General features: G+C 71.9%; 23 protein-coding genes. 13 read left to right on the forward strand and 10 right to left on the reverse strand.

Annotated features, from left to right (window positions below; genetic code table 11):
• Nucleotides 1-181 precede the first annotated feature (181 nt).
• Genes TNCT1_RS16825 through TNCT1_RS16840 form a run of 4 tightly spaced genes read right to left on the reverse strand, consistent with a single transcriptional unit; the run spans nucleotide 182 to nucleotide 4,084 of the window.
• Complete coding sequence (locus TNCT1_RS16825; RefSeq protein WP_143632759.1) at nucleotides 182-1,402, reverse strand: M20 family metallopeptidase; 1,221 nt, start codon at nucleotides 1,400-1,402, stop codon at nucleotides 182-184.
• Nucleotides 1,399-2,151, reverse strand: a complete 753-nt coding sequence (locus TNCT1_RS16830; protein ID WP_143633259.1) for an amino acid ABC transporter ATP-binding protein — start codon at nucleotides 2,149-2,151, stop codon at nucleotides 1,399-1,401. The genes TNCT1_RS16825 and TNCT1_RS16830 overlap by 4 nt, the downstream gene beginning before the upstream one ends.
• Before the next feature lie 8 nt (nucleotides 2,152-2,159).
• Complete coding sequence (locus TNCT1_RS16835) at nucleotides 2,160-3,128, reverse strand: amino acid ABC transporter permease (RefSeq protein WP_143632761.1); 969 nt, start codon at nucleotides 3,126-3,128, stop codon at nucleotides 2,160-2,162.
• Between the two features lie 2 nt (nucleotides 3,129-3,130).
• Entirely contained in the window at nucleotides 3,131-4,084 is a 954-nt protein-coding gene (locus TNCT1_RS16840; protein ID WP_235902642.1) for an ABC transporter substrate-binding protein, read from the reverse strand.
• Nucleotides 4,085-4,422: 338 nt separating this feature from the next.
• Here TNCT1_RS16840 and TNCT1_RS16845 point away from each other — a divergent pair, with 338 nt between their 5' ends.
• Nucleotides 4,423-5,856: a pre-peptidase C-terminal domain-containing protein gene (locus TNCT1_RS16845; RefSeq protein ID WP_235902643.1), complete on the forward strand. Its 1,434-nt coding sequence runs from the start codon at nucleotides 4,423-4,425 to the stop codon at nucleotides 5,854-5,856.
• A 147-nt stretch (nucleotides 5,857-6,003) separates the two neighbouring features.
• Here the strand turns inward: TNCT1_RS16845 and TNCT1_RS16850 are convergent, their stop codons facing one another.
• Both TNCT1_RS16850 and TNCT1_RS16855 read right to left on the reverse strand, forming a co-directional pair.
• The gene (locus TNCT1_RS16850; protein WP_143632763.1) at nucleotides 6,004-6,753 is read right to left on the reverse strand and encodes a glucose 1-dehydrogenase; all 750 of its coding nucleotides are present in this window, start codon (nucleotides 6,751-6,753) and stop codon (nucleotides 6,004-6,006) included.
• Nucleotides 6,754-7,032: 279 nt separating this feature from the next.
• A complete protein-coding gene (locus TNCT1_RS16855) occupies nucleotides 7,033-8,055 on the reverse strand; it encodes an LLM class flavin-dependent oxidoreductase (RefSeq protein WP_143632765.1) in 1,023 nt (340 codons plus the stop codon).
• A gap of 171 nt (nucleotides 8,056-8,226) precedes the next feature.
• On the opposite strand from TNCT1_RS16855, the gene TNCT1_RS16860 reads away from it, so the two are divergent.
• The 8 genes from TNCT1_RS16860 (at nucleotide 8,227) to TNCT1_RS16895 (ending at nucleotide 17,528) form a co-directional block, all read left to right on the forward strand.
• Nucleotides 8,227-8,664 (forward strand): universal stress protein, encoded by a 438-nt coding sequence (locus tag TNCT1_RS16860; RefSeq protein WP_143632767.1) that lies wholly within the window; start codon nucleotides 8,227-8,229, stop codon nucleotides 8,662-8,664.
• A gap of 131 nt (nucleotides 8,665-8,795) precedes the next feature.
• Nucleotides 8,796-9,305, forward strand: a complete 510-nt coding sequence (locus TNCT1_RS36950) for an N-acetyltransferase (RefSeq protein WP_373920479.1) — start codon at nucleotides 8,796-8,798, stop codon at nucleotides 9,303-9,305.
• A 463-nt stretch (nucleotides 9,306-9,768) separates the two neighbouring features.
• Nucleotides 9,769-11,439: a hypothetical protein gene (locus TNCT1_RS16870; RefSeq protein ID WP_235902645.1), complete on the forward strand. Its 1,671-nt coding sequence runs from the start codon at nucleotides 9,769-9,771 to the stop codon at nucleotides 11,437-11,439.
• The gene (locus TNCT1_RS16875; protein ID WP_174266329.1) at nucleotides 11,432-12,532 is read left to right on the forward strand and encodes a Gfo/Idh/MocA family oxidoreductase; all 1,101 of its coding nucleotides are present in this window, start codon (nucleotides 11,432-11,434) and stop codon (nucleotides 12,530-12,532) included. The genes TNCT1_RS16870 and TNCT1_RS16875 overlap by 8 nt, the downstream gene beginning before the upstream one ends.
• Nucleotides 12,529-13,662: a Gfo/Idh/MocA family protein gene (locus tag TNCT1_RS16880; RefSeq protein WP_143632769.1), complete on the forward strand. Its 1,134-nt coding sequence runs from the start codon at nucleotides 12,529-12,531 to the stop codon at nucleotides 13,660-13,662. Before TNCT1_RS16875 ends, TNCT1_RS16880 begins: the two co-directional genes overlap by 4 nt.
• Complete coding sequence (locus TNCT1_RS16885) at nucleotides 13,659-14,924, forward strand: radical SAM protein (RefSeq protein WP_143632771.1); 1,266 nt, start codon at nucleotides 13,659-13,661, stop codon at nucleotides 14,922-14,924. The genes TNCT1_RS16880 and TNCT1_RS16885 overlap by 4 nt, the downstream gene beginning before the upstream one ends.
• Before the next feature lie 79 nt (nucleotides 14,925-15,003).
• Nucleotides 15,004-16,215 carry an MFS transporter gene (locus TNCT1_RS16890; RefSeq protein ID WP_143632773.1) on the forward strand — a complete coding sequence of 404 codons (1,212 nt, stop codon included), beginning with the start codon at nucleotides 15,004-15,006 and terminating at the stop codon, nucleotides 16,213-16,215.
• A 20-nt stretch (nucleotides 16,216-16,235) separates the two neighbouring features.
• Nucleotides 16,236-17,528: a hypothetical protein gene (locus TNCT1_RS16895; RefSeq protein ID WP_143632775.1), complete on the forward strand. Its 1,293-nt coding sequence runs from the start codon at nucleotides 16,236-16,238 to the stop codon at nucleotides 17,526-17,528.
• A 138-nt stretch (nucleotides 17,529-17,666) separates the two neighbouring features.
• On the opposite strand, the gene TNCT1_RS16900 is transcribed toward TNCT1_RS16895, so the two are convergent.
• Complete coding sequence (locus TNCT1_RS16900) at nucleotides 17,667-19,274, reverse strand: amidase family protein (RefSeq protein ID WP_235902647.1); 1,608 nt, start codon at nucleotides 19,272-19,274, stop codon at nucleotides 17,667-17,669.
• 425 nt (nucleotides 19,275-19,699) lie between these two features.
• On the opposite strand from TNCT1_RS16900, the gene TNCT1_RS35565 reads away from it, so the two are divergent.
• The 3 genes from TNCT1_RS35565 (at nucleotide 19,700) to TNCT1_RS16915 (ending at nucleotide 22,423) form a co-directional block, all read left to right on the forward strand.
• On the forward strand, nucleotides 19,700-19,861 hold the full coding sequence (locus TNCT1_RS35565) for a hypothetical protein (RefSeq protein WP_160160401.1): 162 nt from the start codon (nucleotides 19,700-19,702) through the stop codon (nucleotides 19,859-19,861).
• Nucleotides 19,862-20,627: 766 nt separating this feature from the next.
• Nucleotides 20,628-21,620: a RimK family alpha-L-glutamate ligase gene (locus TNCT1_RS16910; protein WP_143632781.1), complete on the forward strand. Its 993-nt coding sequence runs from the start codon at nucleotides 20,628-20,630 to the stop codon at nucleotides 21,618-21,620.
• Nucleotides 21,617-22,423, forward strand: a complete 807-nt coding sequence (locus tag TNCT1_RS16915; protein WP_143632782.1) for a RimK family alpha-L-glutamate ligase — start codon at nucleotides 21,617-21,619, stop codon at nucleotides 22,421-22,423. The genes TNCT1_RS16910 and TNCT1_RS16915 overlap by 4 nt, the downstream gene beginning before the upstream one ends.
• A gap of 93 nt (nucleotides 22,424-22,516) precedes the next feature.
• On the opposite strand, the gene TNCT1_RS16920 is transcribed toward TNCT1_RS16915, so the two are convergent.
• Nucleotides 22,517-24,166, reverse strand: coding sequence for a cell wall metabolism sensor histidine kinase WalK (locus TNCT1_RS16920; protein WP_235902703.1), 1,650 nt, complete (start codon nucleotides 24,164-24,166; stop codon nucleotides 22,517-22,519).
• A 32-nt stretch (nucleotides 24,167-24,198) separates the two neighbouring features.
• Complete coding sequence (locus TNCT1_RS16925) at nucleotides 24,199-24,861, reverse strand: response regulator transcription factor (RefSeq protein ID WP_143632784.1); 663 nt, start codon at nucleotides 24,859-24,861, stop codon at nucleotides 24,199-24,201.
• Between the two features lie 146 nt (nucleotides 24,862-25,007).
• Between TNCT1_RS16925 and TNCT1_RS16930 the strand changes: the two genes are divergently transcribed.
• Nucleotides 25,008-25,793 carry a PepSY domain-containing protein gene (locus tag TNCT1_RS16930; protein ID WP_143632786.1) on the forward strand — a complete coding sequence of 262 codons (786 nt, stop codon included), beginning with the start codon at nucleotides 25,008-25,010 and terminating at the stop codon, nucleotides 25,791-25,793.
• 160 nt (nucleotides 25,794-25,953) lie between these two features.
• Here the strand turns inward: TNCT1_RS16930 and TNCT1_RS16935 are convergent, their stop codons facing one another.
• Nucleotides 25,954-26,799, reverse strand: a complete 846-nt coding sequence (locus tag TNCT1_RS16935) for a class II fructose-bisphosphate aldolase (protein WP_143632788.1) — start codon at nucleotides 26,797-26,799, stop codon at nucleotides 25,954-25,956.
• Between the last annotated feature and the right edge of the window lie 72 nt (nucleotides 26,800-26,871).

Raw genomic sequence — 26,871 nt, forward strand, 5'->3', positions numbered from 1 at the left:
TGAGGACGGGGGAGAAGTGCCGTACGCAGGCCTCGCCGGGCCCGCCCCCCCCCGAGCCACCGAGCCCGAGCCCCCGAGCCCGAGCCCGATCGCGGCGCGGCTGCCCGGCTGCGGCGCCGGCGAACGGGAGACTGTGCGCGGCGAGAAGGACGGCGGGATGTCACCGGCGGGATGCGCCGAGTCAGCCGGCCGGGGAGTGCGCGCGGCCGAGTTCGGCGATGAGCGAGGCGAGCAGGGCGACCCGGGTGACGACCGTGGTGGTGTCCAGCCACTCCTGCGGGCTGTGATCGCCGCCGCCGACCGGTCCGAGTCCGTCGAGGACGGGCACTCCCGCACCGGCGATGAGGTTTGCGTCGCCGACTCCGCCGGTCGTGGCCGCCCCGATGGACAACCCCAGCTCCTCGCCGATGGACCGGGCGGCCCGCAGGATCTCCCGGGAGGCGTCGGTGTCCTCCATCGGCGGACAGAGGTCGAGCTGTTCCACCGTCACGGTGGTCCCTGCCACGGCCGGGCGCGCGGCGATTTCCCCGATCGCCTGCCGGGCCTGCCGGATGCCCCGCGTCGTCGCCGAGCGGACCTCGACGTGCAGTTCGGCCTCCGGGCAGACGATGTTGATGCGGGTACCGGCGTGCACCATGCCCACGTTGACGGTCACGTCGTCCCAGCGGCCGTTGAGTCCTTGCAGCGCGACGGTGAGGTGGGCCGCTTCCAGCGCGGCGTTCGCACCGCGTTCGGGTTCGATGCCGGCGTGGGCGGCACGCCCGGTGACGGTGAGCCGGAAATCGGCCACGCCCTTACGGGCGATCACGACGTCGCCGTTCTCCCGTGCGCATTCGAGCGCCAGGGCGTAGTGCATGCCGCGCGCCGTCTCCTCGGTGAGGGGACGGCTGGCCGGAGAGCCGATCTCCTCGTCGGGCACGGCGAGGAACACGAGCTCGGCGTACTCGTGGAAGCCCGCGTCCTCGAGGACGCGCAGCGCCGTGAGACCGGCGACCAGCCCGCCCTTGTCGTCGCTGACGCCCGGTCCGCGGGCGTGCGAGCCGACCACGGCGAACGGGCGCGCCGCGGCCGTCCCGTCCTCGAACACCGTGTCCATGTGGGCGACGAGGAGGATACGGCGGCCGCCGTCGGCGACGGAGAGCGATCCCTTCTTGCGCGCCACGACCAGGTCACCGGTAGGGCGGGTGCCGACGGGCGGCGGACTGACGCGCCGGGTGTCGAAGCCCGTGGCGCGCAGCCGCTGCCCGACGATGTCAGCCACGCGGTTGATGCCCGCGGGGCTGTACGAGCCGGAGTCGATCGCGACGAGTTCGGCCAGTTCCTCCAGGAACCGGGTCTCCTGGGCGCGGGCGAGCGTCAGCAGTGCGGCCGTGCGGGGCTGCTGACGGACCGAGGCGCTCACAGGACCTTCGAGAGGAATCCGCGGGTGCGTTCCTGCTCGGGATCGACGAGTACCTGCTGCGGGTGTCCGGCCTCGACGACGACGCCCTCGTCCATGAAGACGGCGGTGTCGCCCACCTCGCGGGCGAAGCCGATCTCATGGGTGACGACGACCATGGTCATGCCGTCGGCCGCGAGTTGCCGCATGACGTCGAGGACGTCGCCGACGAGTTCCGGGTCGAGTGCCGAGGTCGGCTCGTCGAACAGCATGAGCTTCGGTTTCATGGCCAGGGCGCGGGCGATGGCGATCCGCTGCTGTTGTCCTCCGGAGAGCTGCGCGGGGTAGTGCCCGGCGCGGTCGGCGAGGCCGACCTGCTCCAGCAGGCGCATACCGTCCTCCCGGGCCTCGGCGCGGCCGGCGCCCGCGACGCGCACGGGCGCCTCGGTCACGTTCTCCAGCGCGGTCAGATGAGGGAAGAGGTTGAACCGCTGGAAGACCATGCCGATGTCGCGTCGGCGTGAGGCGACCTCCTTCTCCCGCAGTTCGTGCAGCCGGTCGCCCTGCCGGCGGTAGCCCACGAGCTGGCCGTCGACGGAGAGCCGGCCGCCGTCGACCGTCTCGAGGTGGTTGATGCACCGCAGGAACGTCGACTTGCCCGAGCCCGAGGGGCCCAGCAGGCAGCACACTTCTCCCGCGCCGACGGTCAGATCGATTCCCTTGAGGACCTCGAGCTTCCCGAAGTGCTTGCGCACGCCCTGTGCGTGCACCATGGGGGCGCTCATCGCTTCGACTCCTTCTCGGCGTTCCTGGCGCGGCCCGACGTGGTGGCGCCCGCGAGCATGCGCCGCAGGGGTGAGACCCTGGCGCCTCCCGAAGTGCCGCGGCCGTAGCGGCGTTCCATCCAGGCCTGGGGGATGCTCAGCAGGCTGACCAGGGCCAGGTACCAGATGCTGGCGACCACGAGCATGGGGATGACCTGGTAGTTCTGCGCGTACACGTCCTGGATGTTCGACATCAGGTCGTGGGCGGCGATGACGGAGACGAGAGCCGTCATCTTCAGCATGTTGATGGTCTCGTTGCCCATCGGCGGAATGATCACCCGCATGGCCTGGGGCAGGACGATCCGGCGCATGGTCAGCGCGGGACGCATGCCGAGTGAGTGCGCCGCCTCCGTCTGCCCCGGGTCGACGGACTGGATGCCGGCACGCACGATTTCGCTCGCGTAGGCGGCTTCGTTGAGGCCGAGCGCGAGCAGGGCGGCGACCGCCGGGGTGAGCAGGGAGTTGGTGTCGGCCTGGACGAAGGTGATGTCCGTGAACGGGATGCCGATCAGCACCTTCTTGTACAGCGCCGCCGCATAACCCCAGAAGATGATCTGGACGAGCAGCGGCGTCCCCCGGAACACCCAGACGAACAGCGAGGCCAGCGCGTACAGGACGGGGTTGGCCGACAGGCGCATGACCGCGATCAGAGTGCCCAGGACCAGACCGAGGGCCATGGCCGCGGCGGTCAGCCAGAGTGTCGTCGCCAGGCCGTCGAAGATGAGCCCGGCGAAGAGGTAGTGGCCGATGACGTCCCAGTGCAGGTTGGCGTTCTTGGCCAGTGAGCCGACCAGGCCGCCGACGGCCGCCACCGCCGCCACGGCGGCGATCCAGCGGCCGTAGTGCCTCACCGGTACGACGTCCAGGTCCGCGGCGGCGGACTCGCGGTGCGGTGAGGCGCTCACGGGTGCGGAAGTGGTGGGCATCGTCAGTCCACCGCCGCGTTGCGGGTGGCTTCCTTGACGGCGATCGAGGCGACACCGTACTTGTCGAAGATCTTGGCGGCCGTGCCGTCGTCGATGAGGGCCTGAAGGGCCTTCTGCACCGCGTCGGTGAGCCCGGGCAGCTTCTTGCTGACGGCTATGCCGTTGGGGGAGGCGTTGTAGCCGCCCGGCGCCTTCGGGTCCTCCACGACCTCGAAGGCCTTGCCTCCGTCCGCCGTCTTCGCGGTCCAGCCCGCGGCGGGCTTGGTCAGCACGTCGGCCACGACCTTGCCCGACCGGAGCGCCAGCTGGGCGTCGGAGTCCTTCGGGAAGGTGGAGATCGCGATCTTGGGCTTGCCGGCCGCGGCGCAGTCCGACTGTGTCGCGGTCAGCAGTTTCAGCTGGTTGGTGGCGGCCTGCACGCCGACCGGCGATCCGCACAGGTCGATCAGCTCGGTGATCTTCTTCGGGTTGCCCTTGGCGACGAGGACGCCGGACCCGGACTGGGAGTAGTCGACGAAGTCGACCACCTTCTGGCGGTCCTTGTTGTCGGTGATCGCCGACATGGCGGCGTCGAACTTGCCGGCCTGGAGGGCGGGCACGATGCCGTCGAACTTCTGCGGTGTGAAGGCGAACTTCACGCCGAGCTTGACGCCGATGGCCTGGCCGAGGTCGTAGTCGAGTCCGGTGATCTCCTTGCCGCCCTCACTGACGAACATCTCGAAGGGCGCGTAGGGAACGTCCGTGGCGACGCGGACCGTGCCGGACTTCCTGATGGCGGCGGGCAGTGCGTCGTGCAGGGCCTGATCCTTCTTCACCGTCACCCCGGCGACTTTCACGGCGGCGGCCGGCGCGGCGTTGCTGGTGTCCGACCCGCCGTCGCAGGCGCTGACCGCCATCAGCGATACGACGGCGGTCGCGAAGCTGATCACGGTGCGGCGGGAGGAGTGTGGTCTCACGATCGGTCCCTCTCGGAAGAACTGCCGGGGAAGGTCTGCCCTCGCCCTCTGACAGGGCAGGAAACTACAGGCGCACGGTGAATCTGCATAGATGTAATGCCGATTACATCTCCGTCGCTCGTGCCGGACGTCGCTGAAGGCCCGTAACTGACCCGGTATGGACCGATTTGCCAGCCGCGAACAAGGCGCGTACCTGAATTCGGCGTTACACCTATCCGTAACGACTGACTGCTTGTATGTTCCGCTACTGCCGCCCGCTCCGCCGCTGCTGGTCCGTCCAGGCGTGACGAGCAGGGCGCGCTGACCCACCTCGTCCCGTCGGAAAACCAGGAGCACCGATGACCTCACGCGCGCTGAGCAGACCCCTCGCCTCGCTCCTCGTGATCGCGGCGGCCGCCGCGACTCTCGCGGGCACCAGTGGCCCCGCCCAGGCCTCCGCCGACCGCATCCGACTCGGCAGCGCCTCCGACGTCAGCCGGCCGAGCTGGTCCGGCCCCGCGTTCACCATGAACGGCGACGGCAGCGTGGTCGGCGGCTCCATGACCAAGGCCATCGACGCGATCCGCGGCGGCACCGGAAGTCTCGACGTGGTCGTGCTGGCCGGCTCTGCTCCCACCTCGGGCAGCAAGACGCCCGAGTGCGACACGATCACCTCGCTGTCCGGCGTCAACTCCTGCACCACCTGGACGCTCACCGCCGCGTCCGACGGCAACAACACACAGCTCAACACCGACATCCGCAACGCGGAGTTCGTGTACTTCGCGGGCGGCGACCAGTGCCGCTACGCGGCCTGGAAGGGCACCGCACTCCAGGCCTCCGTGCAGTCCGTGGTGGCCAAGGGCGGCGGCTCCGGCGGCGGCAGCGCCGGCCTGCACATCAACAGCTCGATCGTCTACGACGCGTGCACCGCGAGCGCGACCTCGGCCGCCGCCCTCGCCGATCCGTACGACAAGTCCGTCACGTTCACCACCGGAATGTTCAACTGGCCGAACTACGGCGACACCATCAACGACTCCCACTTCGTCGCCCGTGACCGGATGGGCCGCACGATGGCGTTCGTGGCGCGTGCCCTCAAGGACGGGCTGACCACACAGGGCAAGGCGTGGGGTGTCGGCATCGACGAGGGCGGCAGCTCCCTCTACATCGACAAGAACGGTCTGGCGACGCTCTACGGCAGCGACGCCTATGTCGTGCTCGGCGACCACCAGCCGGAGAAGGCCGTCGCCGGCCAGCCGCTCACCTTCTCCGGATACAAGATCTGGCACCTCACCGGTGGCCAGACCTTCGACTTCAAGAACCGCCCCACCTGCGGCTACTACCGGCGCAGTGTGACCGACGGAGTCGCCGACCCCAACCTGTACAACGGCACCCCCGAAACAGGCTGTGGCACGTCGGGGGGCGGTACCACGCTGAACGAGAGCGAGCCGAACGACTCACGCTCCGCCGCCGACGACATCACCGCGAGCACTCTCCCCGTGACGGTGACGGGCGCCCTGAGCACTACCTCCGACCGGGACTACTTCAAGTTCACCCTGGCGTCCGGCAAGACCGCGACCATCTCCTGCGCGATACCCGACGCCTACGACGCGGATGCCTATCTCCTCGACTCGGCCGGAGCCACACTGACGAGGTCGGTCAACGACGGCCGGGGCAGCGACGAGGCCCTCACCTACACCCGCACCGCCTCGGGCAGCGGGACGTACTACCTGGACCTGGAGGCCTACGCCGGATCCGGTTCCGCCACCTACGCCTGTGACCTGAACGCGGCCTGAACACGGGCGGGGGAGACGGGGATCCCTGCCGGTGCCTGCCCTGGGCGGCCTGCAGCGGGCCGGGCCGCGGCCGTCCGGCCGCGGCCCGTGCCGCTGGTGCGGAACGGTCACCGGTCGGGGTGACCGTGTGGTGCGCTCGTCCCGGCGTCAGACCTGGTTGGCGCCGCCGTCGACGTAGATCTCGGCGCCGGTGATGTAGCTGGACTGGTCGGTGGCGAGGAACAGGGCGAGGTTGGCGACCTCTTCCGGCCGGCCCATGCGGCCCAGGGGGACACCGGCGGCGAGGGTGTCGCGCAGTTGTGCGGCCTGTTCGTCGTCGGGGGCGAGGTTGTTGAGCCCAGGGGTGGTGATGGGCCCGGGGGCGATGGTGTTGACGCGGATGTTGCGTCCGCGCAGTTCGTTGGCCCAGGTGCGGGCGAAGGAACGGATGGCGGCCTTGGAGGCGCCGTAGACGCCGAAGGCCTCGTTGCCGACGGCGGCGGCGGTGGAGCCGGTCAGGATGACGGACGCGCCGTCGACGAGGTGGGGCAGCGCCTTCTGCACGGTGAACAGGGTGCCCTTGACGTTGGTGTCGAAGGTGGTGTCGAAGTGCTCCTCGGTGACCTGTTCGAGGGTGGCGAACTCGCCGCCGCCGGCGTTGGCGAACAGCACGTCGATGTGGTGTCCGGCCTCGGCGATGGTGGCGTACAGCCGGTCGAGGCCGGCGAGGTCGGCGCTGTCGGCCCGGACGGCGGTGACGTCCCCGCCGATCTCCTTGGCCGCCCTCTCCAGGGCCTCCTGACGGCGCCCGGTGATGTAGACGCGCGCACCCTCCGCGGCGAACCGCTCCGCCGCGGCCAGACCGATGCCGCTGGTGCCGCCGGTGACCACGGCCGTCTTGCCGTCCAACTGTCCCATGATGTGCTCCTGTAGCTGAGGGGTGGCCCGGACCCTGCGGCCGGACCCCGCGTTTCGTTTAGCTTTCAATGAACGTACTCCCAGGAAGATGACGCGTCAACTAATTCGGTAGACGTGTCATCTACATCTCTATGGCACCTCGTAGCCCGGATCTCGCGCCCGCTGCGGCGAGGCGCTCGACGTCATGGCGGCGACCTGGTCGCCGCCCCGGCCGGCGGCGCCACGGCCGCCGGGACGACCGGCGGCCGCTGCGCGGCGGCATGCGGTACCGCTCCGGCGTCAGCGCCAGCCGAGTCCGGGTGCGACGTGGGTCAGGATGCTCTCGATCACATGCGCGTTGTACTCCACCCCGAGCTGGTTGGGCACCGTGAGCAGCAGGGTGTCGGCGGCGGCGATGGCCTCGTCGTCCGCGAGCTGCTTGACGAGCACGTCGGGCTCGGCGGCGTAGGACCGGCCGAAGATGCTGCGCGTGTTGGCGTCGATGTAGCCGATCTGGTCGTTGGAGTTCCGGTCCCGGCCGAAGTACGCGCGGTCACGGTCGTCGGTGAGCGCGAAGATGCTGCGGCTGACCGACACTCTCGGTTGCCGGGTGTGTCCCGCCGCCTGCCAGGCCTCGCGGTACGCCTCGATCTGCTTGCGCTGCTGGACGTGGAGTGGTTCGCCGCTCTCGTCGTCCTTCAGTGTCGAGCTCTGGAGGTTCATCCCGAGTCGGGCCGCCCAGACGGCGGTGGCGTTCGAGCCGGAGCCCCACCAGATGCGCTCCCGCAGTCCTTCGGAGTGCGGCTCGACCCGCAGCAGTCCTGGTGGGTTCGCGAACATCGGGTTGGGGCTCGGCTCCGCGAAGCCCTCGCCCTTGAGGACGTCCAGGAACCTCTCGGTGTGCGCGCGGGCCATATCGGCGTCGGTCCCGCCCTCCGGCGGTACATGGCCGAAGTGCCGCCAGCCGTCGACCACTTGCTCCGGGGAGCCCCGGCTGAGGCCGAGCTGGAGCCGACCGCCGGAGATCAGGTCGGCCGCACCCGCGTCCTCGGCCATGTACAGCGGGTTCTCGTAGCGCATGTCGATCACGCCGGTGCCGATCTCGATCCGGCTGGTGCGGGCGCCGATGGCGGCGAGCAGCGGGAACGGCGAGGCGGCCTGCCGGGCGAAGTGGTGGACGCGGAAGTAGGCGCCGTCGGCACCCAGCTCCTCCGCCGCGACCGCCAGGTCGATCGCCTGGAGCAGGGAGTCCGCCGCGGATCGTGTCTGCGAGTGCGGGGATGGCGTCCAGTGCCCGAAGGACAGGAACCCGATCTTTTTCATACCGCTTTCAACAATCGACGGTCGGAATCATTCCGCGTCCAGCGCCCCTGTCGAGGTGACACGTCAACCATGCAAGGTGGCACCATGAGTCATTGACGTGTCACCTACTGCCTCTATGATCACGGGTGCGCCGTCCGCGCACACCCCGCTCGGACAGAAAGAAGAGTCTCAGTGTTTGAACGCATCGTGGTTGCCGTCGACGCCACCCCCGCCCGCAGGTCCGTCGTCCGAATGGCTGGTGAGCTGGCCCGACTGACCGGCGCGGAGGTGCACGTCCTGCACGTCGTCACCACCGCGGTCGTCGGCGGCGCCGTCGTCGCCGTCGAGAGCGACGAGGCCGGGCGTGACGTCCTGGACGAGGCTCTTTCCCAGTTGCTCGGCATGGGGGTGAAGGCTGACGGCCAGATGCTGCACGGCCTGACCGTGGAGGTCGCGGACGCGGTCTCCAGGGCCGCCACGGAGTTCCGGGCGGACCTGCTGGTCATCAGCCCCCACCACCGCAGTTCCCTCGCCGCGCTCTTCAACCCCCGAGTCAGCGACGCGGTCGCCCACAGCAGTCGCACGGCGGTGCTGCTCGCGCCTGCGGACGTCACGGAGCAGGACGACTGACGACACTCACACCGGCCGGAAGGCCGCAGCGGGGCGGAGGTCAATAAGTACTAAGCGCGCGTCGACGGTGAAGTGGCCGGCTTTGCCGATTGCATCCGCACTGAGGACCGCATCGCCGTCGGCACACTGAGGTGAACGGGGCCTACGGGGGCCAAGGCATTGGCGGACCTCTGGCCCGTTTCCCGCTGGATGCGGCGCGAGCGGCCGGGTTTTCCGTGCTCCCTGTCTGCCCCTTCTCCTCGGGGTGGATCGCCCGGCCCCCAGAATACCGAGATCCGCGATATCACCTGGCTGGAGAACGCGACGAGGAACCATCTCATCCGACTCGAATACACCGGCACCCGGATGGAACGCTCCACGTGCGTGGTGATCTGCGGATAGAGGCGGCAACGGGCAGTCGCCACGAAACACGGGCGATACCGTGCGGATGCGGTGCGTCCGCCACGTCCCTCCGTTGTTTCAGCCGTCATTGCCGTTCGTTTGCCGAAACATCACCTCCGCCAGATGAACCGCGCCAATCCGTGAGTCCTCGCCGTCCCGGCGGCATCGGTATCCCGTGTGGCCGGGAAGCGGGTCAATCACTCGGGGCGGACCCGCGATGGGGTGACACGTGTAGGACCGGAATAGGCCAGGGTCAATGAGAACCGGCCATTTCAGGGAGCGGACTGCTTCGTTCCTTCGGCGCGGTGAAGTCCGGGGAGTGGTGGAATCCTACATCCGGACATACCTGAATTGACTTCGCCAAATGAGCGTGCGATCGGCGCGGAGTCGCGGTTGACACGGCTCGCGCAGGGGTCACACCATTCAGTGCGGATCACGGCGCGTGATCCATCCGGTCCAGAAATGGTCGGGCGTACGGGCGACCGTCTTCCTTGCCCGCCCCCGTCATTCAGTCCTGCCTGGAGGGAAATCTCAGGCCTGAGGAAGGAATCCGACAGCGCTTCGCGTCCGGCTGTGAATCAAAGCCGTGGAAGCCGACCTCCGCCCGGCGAGGTCGCGCGTGGACGGCCCAGCTGGAGAATTCATTTCGCCGTCATATCCGTCACCCATTGATGACACCCGCTGTTCGGCATGCCCGGAGGCGGGTGACGAAGGAGTGTGCACATGACGTTCAGCGCCCTGGTGGGCACTTCGCCGAACGGCGACGAACTGCCCCGGGCCGGCACCACCGCACGGCTCCACAGTGTGATCAGCGGCCACTGGTCCTCGGAGGTCCTGCTGCGCCTGCGCCTGAGCCGATGGCCGGACCCGGCGGAACCGCGGCCGGAGGGCCACGAGGTGGTGGCTCTCGACGACGGCGGCTACACACACGTTCTGGACACCGGCACCGGATTCGTCACCGTGCAGTTCACCCCCGAGCAGGACTCCGCGCCGCACTCGCTGGAACACAGCGACCCGCCGACCCCGCGCTGGCGCGCCGCCGTTCTCACGGACGGCGTCCGGCCGGACGATCCAGGACCGGCCGCGCTCGCGCGGAATCTCGCCGAGGCCCTGCGCAGCGAGGGCGCAGCCTTCAGCGAGAACGAGGTGGCGACGCTGTGGAAGGCGATGCCGCTGCTGCGCCGGTACGCCACTGAGGACAGCGCCCTGACGGACTGGGCCCTGATATTCCGCGACCACTACGTGGAGAACAGCGTCGGCTTCCTGCTGGCCGCCGAGCGGGCCGGCTTCTCACCGCGGTGGATCTACGCCCTGGACAAGGGCGACAAGACATTACGCAGGAACCGCGTGCACGGATGGTTCCTGTCCCGGGGCTACCGCAGCGCCACGCTCGACAACTCCGTGGTCAACGGCACCGCCACCGACGAGGAGGTGCGTCTGGCGCGCGAAGTGGGCGCCGACGTAGACGCGTTCGTCCGGGCGGCGCACGCCGAAGGCCGGCGCGTGCTCATGGTCGACGACGGCGGCATCATCGCCCTCGGCTCCGGGCACGACCGCCTGGTCACCGAACAACCGGACGCCGCACTGGAGTTGACCGTCAGCGGCCTCAAACGCATCTCGGCGGCCGCCGGCATGCGGCTGCCCGTCCTCAACATGGCGCGCTCCGAGGTCAAGACGCACCTGGCCTACAACGAGATCGCCGACTCCTGCGTCCGGCGTCTGCGCGCCATCGTGCCGGGGGAGAAGTTCGTGGGACGACGGGTACTGTCCCTCGGCTTCGGCACCCTGGGCTCCAGGGTCGCCAGGGCGCTGCGCGCGACCGGATGCCGCGTGACCGTCGTGGACACCGACACACTCGCACTGGTACGCGCCGCCGAGGAAGGCTTCGACACCAGCCGCTCGGCCCACGAGGCGCTGCGCCGCACCCGCCCCTTCCTGATCATCGGCACCACCGGCGAGGACGCGCTCACCGAGGCCGACCTCGCGCTGCTGCCCGACGGCGTGCTCCTGGCCGGATTCGCCACCCGGGACTTCAGCCTGCTCAGCGAGGGCCGCGTCGCCACGACGCCGTCGGACGTCCCCGGTGTGGGCGTCCGCCACACCCTGTCCGAGCACCGCTCGGCCGTCCTCCTCGGTGACGGGCGGTCCCTGAACCTCTTCACGTACGAGGGCATACCCAACCGGGGCTACGACGCCTACCGCGCCGCCACCCTGATAGCCGCCAAACACCTGTGCCGCTCGGCCGCCGCCCTGCCGCCCGGCATCCACCTCGGGGTCGTGGACGACGTGGTGCGCGACGCGGGCCTGTTCGACGCGTACTACGACACGTATCTCGCCGACACGGCCGAGCCGGCCGGCGAAGGCGCCGAGGACGGTGGGTACGCGCATGAATGACCTGCCCCGCGTGTGCGTCGTCGGCTACGGAGTGGCCGGCCGACTGCACCACCGTCTGCTGGAAGCCGCCGGTCTGCGTGTCTGCACCGTGGACCCGGCACTGACCGGTGTGCCCGTCGGCGCCCACAGCCGCCGCGCCATCGAGCACAGCCCGGCCGTGCGGGACATGCCGGGCCCCGTGAACCTGTGGTCGCTCTGCACACCCACCCAGGTCCACACCGACGTCCTGGCCGAAGTCCTCGAACGCGACCCGCGGGCCCGCGTCATCATGGAGAAACCCGCCTGCCGGGCGCAGGACGTGCCCCGCCTCCTGGCACTGCTGGAGCGATACCCCGAGGCGCGCGTGGTCGTGATGAACCAGTACCGGCACGCCCATGCGCTGCGCCTGCTGGACGACCTCCGGCGTCAGCACATGCCCGACCAGCCGGTGACGGCGGTGCGCGTCGCCTTCAGCAAGGACCGGCGCGCCGACATGGCGGCAGGCCGGTTCATCGACCGCGACCACGGTGTCTTCGGCTACGAATGGCCGCACATGCTGGCGGTGGCGAGCCGGCTGCTGCCGCCCGACACCTACCGCGGCTACGTCGAGGGCCCGGTCCAGGACGTGCACGGCGTCGTCCACGACGACTACTTCGTCACCACCGCGCGGGAACGCGCCGTGCTGGCCGACGGTGTGGAGCTGGAACTGTACTCGTCGGTCGTCGGCGACCCGCCGGGAGACACCGGCGCCCCCGACTGGACCCGCCCCTTCCGGCACTCCACCGGCGGCCGCCGGCGACTGGCCCAGATCCAGACCGGCCCGGCACTGTTCACGGCCGAGATGGACCCCGTCGCCCTGCCGGACGGCGGCCGGCTGCCCGCCAACACCCACCGGCTGACGGCCCAGCTCCCCACCGGCTGCCAGGAGGTGCTGGTGAACGACTCGCCCATGGACAACGCCCTGCGCACCGCTGTCGCACGGCTCCTCGGCGACCTGCCCCTGCCGCCGGTCGATCTGACGCCCGTGCATCGCATCAGCGCCCTCGCGGCCCGCTTCGGGCGCGATCGCGCGACCGCCGCCGCGGCCGGACAGCTCAGCGGAGGCGCCGTATGAGCAGGCTCCGCTTCGGCGTCATCGGCTGCGGCGTGATCGGCGGCCTGCACGCCCGGGTGCTCACCTCCTATCCGCCGCTCGCCGAACGGGCGCGACTCGTCGCCGTCGCATCACCCTCGTCCCAGCGCGCGCGGCGGCTGGCGGCGGAGACAGGCAGCGAGGCGACGGACGTGTCCGCCCTGCTCGAGCGCTCTGATATCGATGTCATCAGCGTGTGCACCCCCAGCGGCCTCCACGCCGAGTTGGGGCTGCGGGCACTGGCCGCGGGCAAGCACGTCGTCGTGGAGAAACCCATCGACGTGACCGCCCGGGCGGCGGACCGGCTGATCGCCGGGGCACGACAGGCCGGACGCGCTTTGGCCGTCATCAGCCAGCGCCGCTTCGACCCCGCCTCACGGATGCTGCGCTCCGCCCTCGACGCCGGGGAGCTGGGAACGCTGACGTCGGCGCTCGTGGAAGTCCCCCTGTGGCGCGGCCAGTCGTACTACGACTCGGGTGACTGGCGCGGCAGCCGTGCCCTGGACGGCGGAGGCGCGCTGCTCAACCAGGGGGTGCACGCCGTAGACCTCGTGCAGTGGCTGATGGGCCCGGTCGTCGAGGTCGCCGCGCACACCGCCCTGAAGGGACATCGCGGCATCGAGGTCGAGGACGTCGTCACCGCGAGCCTGCGGCACGCGAACGGCGCACTGACCTCCCTGCTGGCGACGACCGCGGCCTACCCGGGACGCACCACGCGCCTGACGGTGCACGGCGACCGGGGCAGCGCGGTGATCGACAACGACGAACTCGTCTACTTCCACGCCGCCGGGCCGCAGGACGACACCTCCGCCTACGGCGCCTACGGAGCGGGCAACCAGGCCGCCGAGCGCCGCCCGGCCGCCCCCGCGGAGCAGCGCGACGCCAGCGGTCTGCTCCCCTCGCCGCACGGGGAGCAGCTCCTCGACTTCTGCGACGCGGTCGCCGCGGGCCGGGCGCCCGGCGTCGACGGCGAGGAGGGCCGCAGGGCCCTGCTGACCGTTCTCGCGGTGTACGAGGCGGCGCGCACCGGGACCGTCACACGGGTGCCGTCGACGACCGCCCCCGACATGTCACCCGCCCCATCCGCCCCCATGACCACGGAGCCGGCATGACCACCGTGACTTTCGTCGTCGCCGACGACGAGTTCGAACGCGACTTCCTTCAACTCCCCCTGGACGTGGCCAACGCCGCCGCTCTGCTGCGGCAGGACGGCGTGGACGTCGCCGTCTGGGACCGCCGCCTGAGCGCGGAGGCGCCCCGCGTCGGCGCCGTCGACGTGGCCGTCGTCGTCACGGCGATCGCCGACCGCGCCCAGTGCTACCCGCTCGATCTGCGACCGGTGCGCGCCGCGGTGGAAGAAGTGCGCCGGACCTGGCCGCGGGCCACCGTCCTCGCCGTCGGCCCGCACGCCACCCAACTGCCCTCGGCCACGCTCCGCGAGCTGGGCGTGGACCACGTGGCGCGCGGCGAGGCGGACGCGGCGGCGGTGCACGGCGTACAGGAGCTGCTCAGCGGCAGGCCCGTACTCGGCGAGCTGCCGCTGAGCGGGACGTACCCGCCGCTGGACTTCGACCAGACGCCCCTGCCCGCCTACGACCTCTTGGACCTGACCGCCTACACGGCCGAGACGTTCGCCGGCGGGCGGGTCAGACGCGGACCGTGCGGCATGGTGCTGGGCGTTCGAGGCTGCACCTACGGCTGCACCTTCTGCCATCTGCCGTTCGGCACGCGGATGCGCCCGCAACCCGTGGAACGCACGCTCGCGGAGATCGGCGCGATGCGCGAACGCGGCGTCGACTCGCTGTTCTTCCTCGACTACGTCTTCGGCCTGCACCCGACCTTCTACAAGGACCTGTGCACCCGCCTCACCGGAAGCGGCATCGGCTGGAGCGGTCAGAGCCGGGCGGAGGTGGTCCTGCGCCAGGACGTCGACCTCTGGGCCGCCGCGGGGTGCAACGGCATGTGGCTGGGCGCGGAATCGCCGGCCGTCGCCGAGACGGCCGTCGGCAAGCGCGTCCCCCCGGAGAAGATCGACGCGGCGATCCGCCGGCTCTCCGGGGCCGGGATCACGCCGTTCGCCTTCATACTGCTCGGCCTGCCCGGTGATCCGGCCTGCCTGAGCGGCGAAGTGGTCGACTGGGCCGCCTCACTGCCGGGATACTTCGGGCTCAACCAGCTCTTCCTGCGACCCGGCACGCCGCTCTACGACGAACTGGCGGCCGACTACAACGACGGCGCCATGCCGACGACATGGGCCGAGGTGGAGGCGGTGACCCGGCGCTACCGGGAGCGCTATCCGGTCAGCCTCGACGACCTGTGGCAGCGGCTCGTCAGGCTGCCGAACTACATCGGTAACGCGATGGCCGCCGTATGAGGGCCGGACACCCCCTCGCCGGCGACGGCCCGGCGCACCACACGGCGTCCGGGACACCACGGCGGGAGTCCGTCGCACTGTGATCGCGGATGCCCGGAGCGATGCGCGCGCGGCGGCGGCCGCCCGGCCGGTACTGCCGCGCGCGTTCTGGTGGTTGTGGACCGCCACGCTCGTGAACCGGCTCGGCGGCTTCGTCGTCGTGTTCCTGACGCTGTACGTGACGATCGACCGGGGGTACTCGGCGTCCTTCGCGGGCCTGGTCACCACCCTCTACGGCGTCGGCGGCGCCGTCGGCGCGATCGTCGGCGGCCTGCTGGCCGACCGGCTGGGCAGACGGGCGACCCTCATGGGCGCCCAGCTCCTCAGCGCCGCCGGCACGGGCGCGCTGGCATTCACCCAGGGGCGGGAGGCGCTCGGGGCCACCGCCTGCCTGGTCGGCCTGGCGGGCAACGCCTCCCGGCCGGTGATCCAGACCGTGGTGGCCGACATGGTCACCGCGCAGGCGCGGGTCAGGGCGTTCTCCCTCCTCTACTGGGCCGTCAACATCGGGGTGGCGGTGTCCGCCGCGCTCGCCGGAGTGCTGGCGCAGCGCGGTTACACCCCGCTTTTCCTCGGCGAGGCGGCCCTGACCGTGCTGTGCGCGCTGACCGTGTACCTCACGGTGCCCGAGACCCGGCCCGATCCGGCACGGAGTGGGGACGGCTCCGGCCCGGACGCGGAGGCGGGGGGACCGTCGCGCCGGAACCGCTTCCTGGCCTTCGTGGCCGTGACCTTCCTGGTGGGGCTGCTGATACAGGAGGTCAGTACCGCGCTGCCGCTCACCATGACGGCGGCGGGCCTGAGCGCACGCGACTACGGCCTTGTCATCAGCCTCAACGGCCTTCTCGTGGTGGCGCTGCAGCTCCCCGCGGGCCGGGTCCTGGCACGCCACGGTCCGGCGGGCCCGCTGGCCGTCGGGACCCTGCTGCTGGGGGGAGGCCTGGGGCTGACGGCGGTGGCGGGTTCGCTCGGGACGTACGCCCTGACCGTCGTGGTGTGGACGGTCGGCGAGATCCTCCTGGCCCCGACCGCCACGGCCGCCGTGGCCGGCCTCGTACCGGGCCACGCTCACGGACGTCACCAGGGCGTGTACAGCTTCGCCTGGTCGGCGGCGGCGTGCGTCGCGCCGGCGGCCTCGGGATACGCACTGGACACCGTGGGCCCGGCCGCCCTGTGGGGCGTGAGCGCCGCGCTGGGCGGGCTGGCGGCCGTGGCGTACCTCATCATCCTGCGCGGACGGCGCCACGACTGACGAACAGAAAGGTGCAACGGATGGCCGATGAGATGACGTTCTGGGACTTCTCGAGGTCGCAGGCGCTCAGCAAGTACAACGGTTCGAGGATCGACGTGCGGGACATCGCGGAACTGTGCGGCCTCCGCAAGGAGAAGGAGGCCGTCGAGGTCCCGTACCCGTCACCGGACGAGGTGGCGGGGATCCATCCCCTGGCACTCAAGCGGCCGCGCCGGTGGGAGGCGGCCGTCGCCGCGACGATCTACGCCTGCAGCGGTCAGATCGCCGCACGGCAGGAGATCATCACCGGGCGGGAGCTGCTGGACCGGCTGCCGAAGCCCGATCGCGGCGCGCTCACCGTGACCCGCATGCTGGCGCTGGTTCCCGCACTGATCGCCGGCTTCCGCTTCAGCAGGCGGAGTGAGACGTTCAACCCGGAGGCGAACCGCTACCTGGAAGGCGCCCGCTTCCTCTCGGCGCTGCTGCGGGAGCGGCCGGCCCTGGACGTGGAGATCGGGCTGTGCGCCCACCGGGCCGGCGTGAGCGACCCGGTCCTTCCCGAACACGTCAACCGGACCGAGGCGCACCGCACGGCGGCGTTCGTCGCCTCACTGATGGACAACTCGCGGGCACAGGAGCGGACGGTCACCGTCTCCCAGCAGACGGCGACCGACCGGGCCGCGAGCACCGTCAATTCCCTCGTCTTCCTGCACTACGCGAACCAAGGGCGACTGGAACACTTCCTCGGCACCCTCGACCGCCACGCCGACGACATGAGGACGGTACTGGCACGCTGCGACACCCTCTCGGCGACACGGTTCCGGTTCACCCCGCTCGATCCCTTCAACGAGGCGGTCGAGCGCGACATGCACGACGTGTTCGGAACGGACTGGTCCGGCGCGCCCGCCGACCCGAGATGGGCACGCGGGGGGACGCTGGACGCGGCCGTCAGGGAAGCGGAGAGGAAGATGGCGCGGTTCGTACCGGACGCCCCGCTCGACGTCGACCGTCTGCTCAGGCTCCACAAGGCCTCCGAGAATCCCAGCGAACGCGGCCTCTCGGCGCTCCACTGGTTCGACCGGCACCAACGGCAACCGCTGGAGGTCCGGGCCCGTTACGACGTCGCCTTCCACCACCGGCTAGCTCTGCGCACCCTTGAGAAGGACGGCGTCGGCATCGGCATCGAACGGGGCTGGGACGCCTACCAGTGGCTCGCGTGGAGCGCTGCCTACGGCTCCGCCGGAACGCCGATGCCGCTCCTCTACGCCAGAAGCTCGACCGAACCCGCGAGCCACGTCTCCCTGCGGAGCTTCAACCTCCGACAGTTCTGGTGAGGACGGGGGCGGCAGGCGTGCGGCGTGCGGCGAGGCGGCGCCGACGGTGCAGGTGACGATCGTGCGCCCTGAATTCCCCCGGCCATGGCCCCGCACCCGCGAGCAGTGATCCTCCGCCGGCGGATGCGGGGCCCCGGCTCACCGCGCGCCGGCTTCGGCGCCGGTCGTCGGCAGGTACCGCGGCGCACGCCAGGCGTGGAGCCGCCTCTCCACGGCCGCACCCAGGGACAGCAGCTCGGCGTCCTGATGGCCGCCTGCCATCAGGAGCATCCCGACGGGCAGTTCCCCCGCGGAACCGGCCGGCACGGACAGCGAGGGGTAGCCGGCGACGGCCGCCGGTGTGGACGAGGGGATCACATCGTTGTCGCCGCGTGCGCAGTCCGTCGTCCACGCGGGCGGATTCGTCGGCGCGGCGATCGCGTCCAGGTGATGGGCGGCCATCGTCTCGTCGATGGAACGCCGCGACAGGTCTCGCAGTTCCGCCCGCATCGCGCGGTACCCCGGATCGGTCGTGGGCGGCGCGGCGAGCGCCTGCTGGAAGAGTTCCTGCCCCGCGAAGCAGGTCCGCTCCGCCGCATGGCCGCTGTTGAAGGCGATCAGGGCGGCCAGGTCACGAGGCCCCTCGCGGGTGCCGAGATAGGCGTCGATGTCCCGGTGGAACTCGGTCAGCAGCGCCGGGAACTCGAGCGCGGCGAGCCGGTCCTGGTAGGGCGGTGTCACCTCGACGACCTCGGCGCCCGCGGCACGCAGTCGGCGCGTCGCGCGGGTCATCACGTCGTCCACGGCCTGGCCGAGGGACGGCAGGCGCCACAGGCCGATCCGCTTGCCCCGCAGGTCCCGCACGCCGCCCGAGCCGGCCGGCCGGCCGGCGGCCGCCCGCGCGAAGGAGCCGGTGTCCGCTTCGCCGGCGGCCGCGGGCCGCTCGACGATGGCCGCCAGGGTGAGCGCCACGTCCACGACGTTGCGCGCCATGGGGCCTGCCGTGTCCTGCTCGGCGGAGATCGGCACCACACCACGGGCGCTGACCAGGCCGAGGGTCGGCTTCAGACCCACCACGCCGTTCATGCCCGCCGGGCAGACGATCGAGCCGTCGGTCTCCGTCCCGATCGCCACCTGCGCCAGGGACGCGGCGAGAGCGGCGCCCGAACCCGCCGACGAACCGCACGGATTCCGGTCGAGGACGTACGGGTTGTGCGTCTGCCCACCCACCGCCGACCACCCCGAAGTAGGCTTCTCCGCACGGAAGTTGGCCCACTCGGACAGGTTCGTCTTGCCCAGGATCACCGCGCCCGCTCGCCGCAGCCGCGTCACGAGTGCCGCGTCGGAAGCCGGGGGGCTGCCCGCCAGGGCGAGCGACCCCGCCGTCGACGACAGGCCCCGCGTGTCGACGTTGTCCTTGATCAGCACCGGGATGCCGTCGAGCGGGCCGCGGACGGAGCCCGCGCGGTGCCGTGCGTCGCTCGCGGCGGCCTGGCGCAGGGCCGAGGGATCGGTACGCAGGACGGCGTGGATCCTCGGGTCGACGGCCTTGATCCGCTTCAGGTAGGCGCGGGTCAGCTTCGACGGGGTCAGCGACCCGGCCGCCATGCGTGCCTGGAGCTGCGGAATGGTCACCGTGTCGAGGTGCAGGCGGCCGAGGTCGCGCGCCGGCGCCCCACCAGTGGTCGCGATCGCGCCGGCGGGTTCGGGGTCGGCGGCCCGCGCGGGCTGGAGCGGGGAGGCCGCCCACAGTGATCCGGCGAGCACGGCGGCCGCCAGAGCCTTCGCGCGTCTGCTGCCGGCCGAGCCCCCGCGGCGGGCCGTGAGGCGTGAAGCCGGTAAACGATGTGCCGTCAACTGTCGCATGGGGACACCCGACTACACCCTTCACGCCCGCACAAGAGCGCCGGAGGACTCGCGGTCGTCGAGCCGGCCGGGCCCGAACTCCCACGTGCCGGAAACGGTCGTCCGCGGCGGGGCGAGTCGTGGCGCGGCGCCGGTCCGGCGTCCGCGGCAAAGGGGTGAAGACGCGGCGATCGGACGATGCCGGCGTGCGTCGGCTCGCCGACCCGGGGAACCTGTGCTGCACGTGGAAGACGGAACGTGTGGGGCGGACGCTCCGGCCGCAACGGTCGCCGACGCGACCGTGGCCGGGACGCCGTCGGCTCCGGACCGGTGAGAGAGGCGAAGTGATGAGCGATCCTGAAGAGAACGACACGGCGCAGGTCGACGAGGAGACGAAGGAACGGTCGGCGGAGCAGCGGAACATCACCGCGCCGACCCCGCCGGACGTGCGTGCCAAGGGCGAGGACGAGGACGGCGACCCGCCGGGAACCGCGCCCGAAGCCTCCTAGGCGAGCTCGTCCGGCTCAGCAGGTCGTCGGTCCGGTGCGCTGTCGACCGGTGCGCAGGGGGCGCGCATCGAGCCGCCGCACCCGGACCCGACGATCTGGCCGGGGCTCGCGAGAAGGTCGTCCGGACCATGATCCGGACGACCACGCTCAGCGGCGGCCGACTCGTGGTCCACCCTGGGCGGCCGGCCGCCGACGCCGCAGGCCGGTATGAACGCGATGACCGGCTGCACGACCGGGCCCGCCACCGACCTCGCCCGGTCGTGCCGTGGCCGTGACGCCGTGGCCGCCCGGCCCCCCCGCCCGGCGGCCTACGGCCGCGGCGGCTGAAACGCCGCTCGCGCCGCGACCTCGGGCTGCCGCATCGGCAACGGGCTCATGGAGCGGGCGGGCAACGACATCGCACCTATCACATGGTCGAGTTCACGCAGTATGCTCGTCGCCGCGTCACGCACCCGCGCAGGAACATCTCCACGCTCCGCGACAAGCTGGTGGTAGATCGGAGCGTCCTGAAACATGTGGTGCCTTCCAGTAGTGATCATGACTGGTACGGGCGCCGAGTCTAGTGCCGCGACCACATGGACACCTCACGCCGCCCTGCGGGCGCCCCACTCCACGGCCGCCGGCCGGCGGCTGCGCAACCCTCCTTGCCTTACCGGGCTTTCGCTCCGGACGTTCGTGACGGGCGTGACATTCTGTGTCGTCACAGGACGTCATGGAGTGTCGGGCGATGAGGGTGGGGCGCGCGGTGGGTCGGGGTACTTCGACGATGAGACTCTGCTTTGTGGTGGAAGAGCAGTACCGCAACGACGGCATGCCGGTGGAGGTGATCCGCCGGCTGACGTCGTGGGGGCACCAGGTGGACGTACTGCGGCCGGCCGGCTCCCTGTTCTGCCTGACGGAGGCGTTGCGGTGCGGCGCACATGACGCCTGGGTGCTCAAGACGGTCTCCGGTGGTCCCGGGCTGACCCTGCTCGAGGCCGCCGCCGTGGGCGGGGTCACGACCGTCAACGACGTCCGCTCGATCCGTGGGGTACGGGACAAGGTGCTGGCCGCGGCCATCGGCCGCGCCCACGGGCTCCCGCTGCCCCCCACCTACGCGGCGGCACAGCCCGAACTGCTCGCGGAGATACCGGAGTCGATGTATCCGATCGTGGTCAAGCCCGCCGACGGCAGCTCCGGGCGGGCGGTGCACCTGGTGACGTCACCGGGCCGGCTCACCGGGACGGCGGCCGAACTGGCGGGGGAGGGCATGCTCATGGCCCAGCCGTACGTGCCCAACTCGGGCGTCGACATCAAGGTGTACGGCGTCGGCGGCGAACTGTACGCGACCGAACGCCGTTCCCCGCTCCACCCCGACCACGCGGTGCCCGAGCGCCTGGTGCGGCTGCCGGACGAGGTGGCCGCACTGGCCGCACGCGCCGGAGCCGCCTACGGCCTCGATCTGTTCGGCGTGGACGTGGTGCTGGGGCCGGACGGACCCGTGATCGTCGACGTGAACGACTTCCCCAGCTTCCGCCAGGTCCCCGACGCGGCCGCGCGGGTGGCACGGGCCGTGCTGGAACTGGCCGCCCGCGGAAGCCGGGCCGCCGAGACGGCCGAGCCCGCCCGAATGCGCGTACCGGAACAGCGGGAGACGTCCCAGGCCGCCGTGTCCCCGTCCGGATCCTCCGTCCCACCGGCTCCGCAGGCGGCGCCGGCCGCGTCGCCGTCGCGCTCCGGATCGGACCAGGTTCTGACGGCGGTGGGCAGGACCGTATGAGAATCGGCCTGATCACGTCCGACCCCGGCCACCCGCTGCTCGCCGCCACCACGGCGCTCCTCGCCGACGAGCACACCGTGCTGACGCTGGACCCGCGGACGGCGCCGGCGCCCGAGCAGTCCGGGCCCGTCGCCGACGTGTATCTGCTCAAGGCCCGCACCCCGCAGGCGATCTCCCTCGCTCGCGCGCTGGAGGAGCGTGGGGCGCGGGTGCTGAACTCGGCCGCCGCGACCGAACTGTGCCAGGACCGCACGGTGATGGCCGAGCACGCCCGGCGGGCCGGCCTGCCGTTCGCCGCCACCCGTACATACCCCACGCTCGCGCGGCTCGTCGAAGGCCCGGGGTTTCGCTGTCCGTTGGTGGTCAAGAGCCGGCACAGCCGCAAGCACGACCTGGTGGCCCGCGTCGACGACAACGCCGGACTGCGCGCACTGGCCGCCGCGCACCCCCACGAACCGGTGGTGGTGCAGCAGTTCGCCCCCAACGACGGCTGGGACCGCAAACTGTGGGCGATCGGCGGCCGGATCTTCGCGGCGCTGCGCCGCTCCGAGCTCTCGCCCGAGGGGCGCGGCCCCACGCTGCCGGTCTCCCTCGACAGCCTGCCTCCCGGCTGGGCCTCGCTGGTCCGCCAGGCAGGTGAGGTCTTCGCCCTGGACGTGTACGGCGTGGACATCCTCGACAGGGGACCGGACGGCCCGCTGATCGTGGACGTCAACGCCTTCCCCGGAGTCCGCGCCCAGCCCGGCGCCCCGCAGGCCCTGGCGGCCCTCGCCCTGTCGAACGCGGGCGCCCGGCACATGTGACGCGCGCGTGTCGGGCGTGGGCCCGGCACATGTGACCCATGTCTGTCGGGCGTGGGCCCGGCACATGTGACGCGCGCGTGTCGGGCGTGGGCGCTACCGCCCCCTCGGCCGGTCCCGCTCACTGACGTGCGCGGCCGGGCGCTCATCCGCCGCCGGGTCCCGCGCGGGAGGCGCGGCGGCCGCGGGGAGGCGCAGTTCGAAGAGGGCGCCTCCGGACGGCGCCTCGCCGGCGGTGAGGGTACCGCCGTGGCGGCGGGCCACGTCGCGGGCGATGGCCAGGCCGAGTCCGGCGCCGCCGTCGTCGCGTGCCCGGGCGTCGTCCAGTCGTACGAACCGCTCGAAGATCCGGTCGCGTTCGGCGGCCGGCACCCCGCTGCCGTCGTCCGCGACGGTGAGGACGATCCGGTCACCCCGGCGCTCCACGCGCACGGCGATCTCGGCACGCGCGTGGCGCTGGGCGTTGTCCAGCAGGTTGCCGATCACCCGGATCAACTGGCCGCGTGAACCGGTGACTCGCTGATGGCCCCTGGCACGGACGGCTATCGGCGCACTCCCGGCGGGGCGGCGCCCGACCTCCTCGCGGACCAGCCCGGCCAGGTCGACCGGCGCCTGCCCGGGCCGCTCCCCGGCGTCGAGCCGGGCGAGCAGCAGCAGGTCGGCGGCGAGGTGCTGCAACCGCTCGGTGTCCTTGACCGCGCCGGGCACGTCCAGCAGTTGCGGGTGCGCCGAGCCGACCTCGAGCTGGGTGCGCAGCGAGGCGATGGGGCTGCGCAGTTCGTGGGAGGCGTCGGCGACGAAGCGGCGTTGCCGGTCGACGGCGGCCTCCAGGGCGGTCAGCGTCTCGTTGGTGGTGCGGGCCAGATGGGCCACCTCGTCGTGCGAGGCGGGCTCCGGTACGCGCCGGGAGAGGTCCTCGGAGGCGGTGATCGCGGCCATCTCCCGCCGGATGCCCTCGACGGGGGCCAGAGCGCGCCGGGTCACCAGCCAGGTCACGGCGCCGACGGCCAGCAGTACCAGCGGCAGTCCCGCCAGCATCGCCACCCCGGCGCTGCGGACGGCGCTCTCACGGGTCGTCAGCGAGGCCCCGGCGTGGACGAGCACGGTCCGGCCGCCGAGGTCCGTGGCCTTGATGGTGGCGAACCGGTAGGGGCCGCCACGGCCGTCGATCACGGCGCGCCCGGAGCTCTCCTGGATCGTGTCGCCGATGGTTCCGATGGCCGGGTCGTTCGCCTGGGGCGTCGGCGTGCCGGCGGCACCGTGGTCGTCCGCGCCATGACCGCCGGATCCGCTGTCGTCCGAGCCGTCGGCGCCGCCGCGGTCCCGGTCCCGGCCGCGGCCCCGGCCATGGTCGTCGGCCGCCGAGGTCGCCGAGGCGGTGAGCCGGGTCGCGGGGGCCGGGGACGGCGCCGGGGACGCTGACGGAGGGCTCGGCGAGGCGGCGGCCGGCGGCACGCGTACGGCCGTCACGCCGGTGCCGCTGATGCGCTCCAGCCCTTCGCCGACGGCAAGCAGACGGCCGTTCTCGTCCGTCACCTGGACCGGGATCCCCTCCCGCGCGCCGTCCGGCAGCGGCAGCCGGGCGTCGCCGCCGCGCCAGGTGGCGACGCCGAGGGCGATCCTGCGGGCCGTGTCGTTGGCCTCGTTCTGCGCCTGCTCGGTGAGGTTCGTGCGCAGTGACAGCAGCACAGCGGTTCCGGCGGCCGCAAGGGCGACCGTCATCACGGCGGTGGCGAGCAGGACCATCGTCGCCTTCACGGAACCGAACGGCCGTCGCCTCACGAGGTCACCATCCGGTAGCCGGCGCCGCGCACGGTCTGGATCGTGTCCGTGCCGAGCTTGCGGCGGAGTGTGCTGACGTACACCTCGACGATGTTCGGGTCGCCGTCGTAGGCGAAGTCCCATACGTGCTCAAGGATCTCGGGCTTGCCGACCACCTGTCCGGCCCGCGTCGCGAGCTGTTCCAGCACGGCGAACTCCTTGGCCGTGAGCGTCACTTCCACCCCGTCCCGGGACACCCGGCGCGTGGCCCTGTCGACGACGAGCCCTCCGGCGCGCAGGACCGGCGAGGCCCCGGCGGAACCTCGGCGGCGCAGCAGCGCCTTCACCCGGGCCACCAGCACGACGTAGGAGAAGGGTTTCGTGAGGTAGTCGTCGGCGCCGGTGTCCAGGCCCTCTGCCTCGTCGTACTCGCCGTCCTTGGCCGTGAGCATCAGGATCGGCACGTCGTGGCCCGCCGCGCGCAGGGCGGCGCAGACGCGGTAGCCGTTGAGGCCCGGCAGCATGATGTCGAGCACCACCAGGTCGTGGACGCCCTCGGAGGCCAGCCGGAGGCCTTCGGTTCCGTCGTGGACGACGTCCACGGCGAAGCCCTCGGCGCGCAGGCCCTTGGCCAGCGAGACCGCGAGCCGCTTCTCGTCCTCCACGATCAACAGGCGCATGTGCCCAGCCTCCCAAACGGAACCTGAAGGGATCTTCAGGTGGCTTCAGGTGGCCTTCAGCTTCCCCCAGGCACATTGGCGTTGCCGAACAGGCAGGACACAGATTCGACACAGGCCGGGCGACCGCCCGGCCGGGAAGGCACCTCATGAAGCGCACCGCTTCCATCGCCACCGTCCTCGTGGCCGCCGTGCTCGTCGGCGGCAGTGGGTACTCGGCGCTCGCCTCGGGCGGCACGGACCGGCACGGCGGCCGTACCGAGGACCGGCCGTCCGCCACGGCTTCGCCCGCGCCCTCGCCGTCGACGTCGTCGGCCTCGCTCACGGCCGCGCAGGCGGCGGCCGTCGCGCGCAAGCAGTACCCGGGGACCGTCACCCGGGTGGAACTCGACGACCGCCACCCGGGTTACTGGGAGGTGCACATCCTCGGCGCCGACCACGTCCGACGCGAAGTGCGCGTCGACATCCGCACGGGCGCGGTCGTCCTGGACCGGCGCGGCGGGGACGACCGTCGTGGGGACGACCGTGGTGGTTCCGTGCGTGGGGATGACCGTCGGGGGGACGACCGTGGTGGCTCGGGGCGCGGAGGTGACCGTCGGGGGGACGATCGCCGGAGGGACGACAACGGTGGCTCCGCGCGTGGGGACGACCGCCAGGGGGACGACCGCGGTGGCTCCGCACGTGGGAATGACCGCCCGGGGGACGACCGTCGTGGGGACGACCACGGTGGTTCCGCGCGTGGGGATGACCGGCCGGGGGACGACCGCCGGAGGGACGACCACGGTGGTTCCGCGCGCGCGGACGACCGGCCGGGGGACGACCACGGCGTTCACGTCGGCGGGGACGACCACCTGAAGGTGCGGGACGATCACGGCGGTCGCCGCGGCCACGGCCGGGACCGGAACCGTGGCGGACACGGCGGCGACGACCGCTGACGGCTGAGCCGGGCGGCCCCCTGAGGTCCGGCGTCGGCGGCGGTCGGTGTGCCGGCGCCGGACCCGACCGGCGGCGGATCCCGGCCGGCCGGACCGGGCCGGCCCGGTCCGCGCCGGCCCGGCCGGTGCTGCCTCGGCACGCCGAGGACACGCTCCGACGTCAGGGGGACCCCGGCGGAGCCAGCGCCGTGAGGCAGTCGGCGATCGTGTCGGTCATCGCGGCCCGGGCCGGCGCAAGATAGCGGCGCGGGTCGACCAGGTCCGGCCCCTCCGCCAGCACTTCACGGACCGCACGGGTGAAGGCGACATTGAGCAGCGTCCCGATGTTGATCTTCGTCATGCCGTGTTCGACGGCGGCCCGGAGCGTCGGGTGCGGTACGCCGGAGGAGCCGTGCAGGACCAGCGGGACGGGCACCTCCCGCCGTATGCGGGAGATCAGTTCGAGGTCCAGCTGGGCGGTGCGGGAGACCATCGCGTGGCTGCTGCCCACCGCGACGGCGAGGGCGTCCACACCGGTCTCGGCGACGAACCGGGCGGCCTCCTTCGGATCGGTGCGCACACCGGGGTCGTGCGCCGAGCCCTTGCCGCCGATCTCGCCCAGTTCCGCCTCGACGAACAGACCGTGGTCGTGCGCCCACCGGGCGGCCGCCCGGGTCGCGGCGATGTTCTCCTCGTCCCCGAGCCGCGACGCGTCGAACATCACCGAACTGGCTCCGCACTCGGCGGTGCGGTGCAGCAGGCCGGTGTCCTCGACATGGTCGAGGTGCAGTGCCAGCCGGGCCCGGCCGCGCGTGGCCGCCGCGGCCGTCGCGGCCGCCAGGGGCATGACGTCGCCGCCGTAGTGGCGTACGGCGTTCTGGCTGATCTGGACGATCGCCGGCCGGCCGGTGCGCTCTGCGGCGTCGGCGACGGCCTGGACGTGCTCGAGGGTGATGACGTTGAAGGCGGCTATGCCTGAGCCCGACGCGTGGGCCTCGGCCATCAGATCAGCGCTGCGGCAGAGCATGACGTCCTTTCGGATGGAGCGGTCGCGGGCGACCGGGACCGGGAGGCCCGGCTCCGGGGCGGCACCGGGCGG

Source organism: Streptomyces sp. 1-11 (genome assembly GCF_007176755.1).
In the GTDB taxonomy this organism is placed as follows: domain Bacteria; phylum Actinomycetota; class Actinomycetes; order Streptomycetales; family Streptomycetaceae; genus Streptomyces.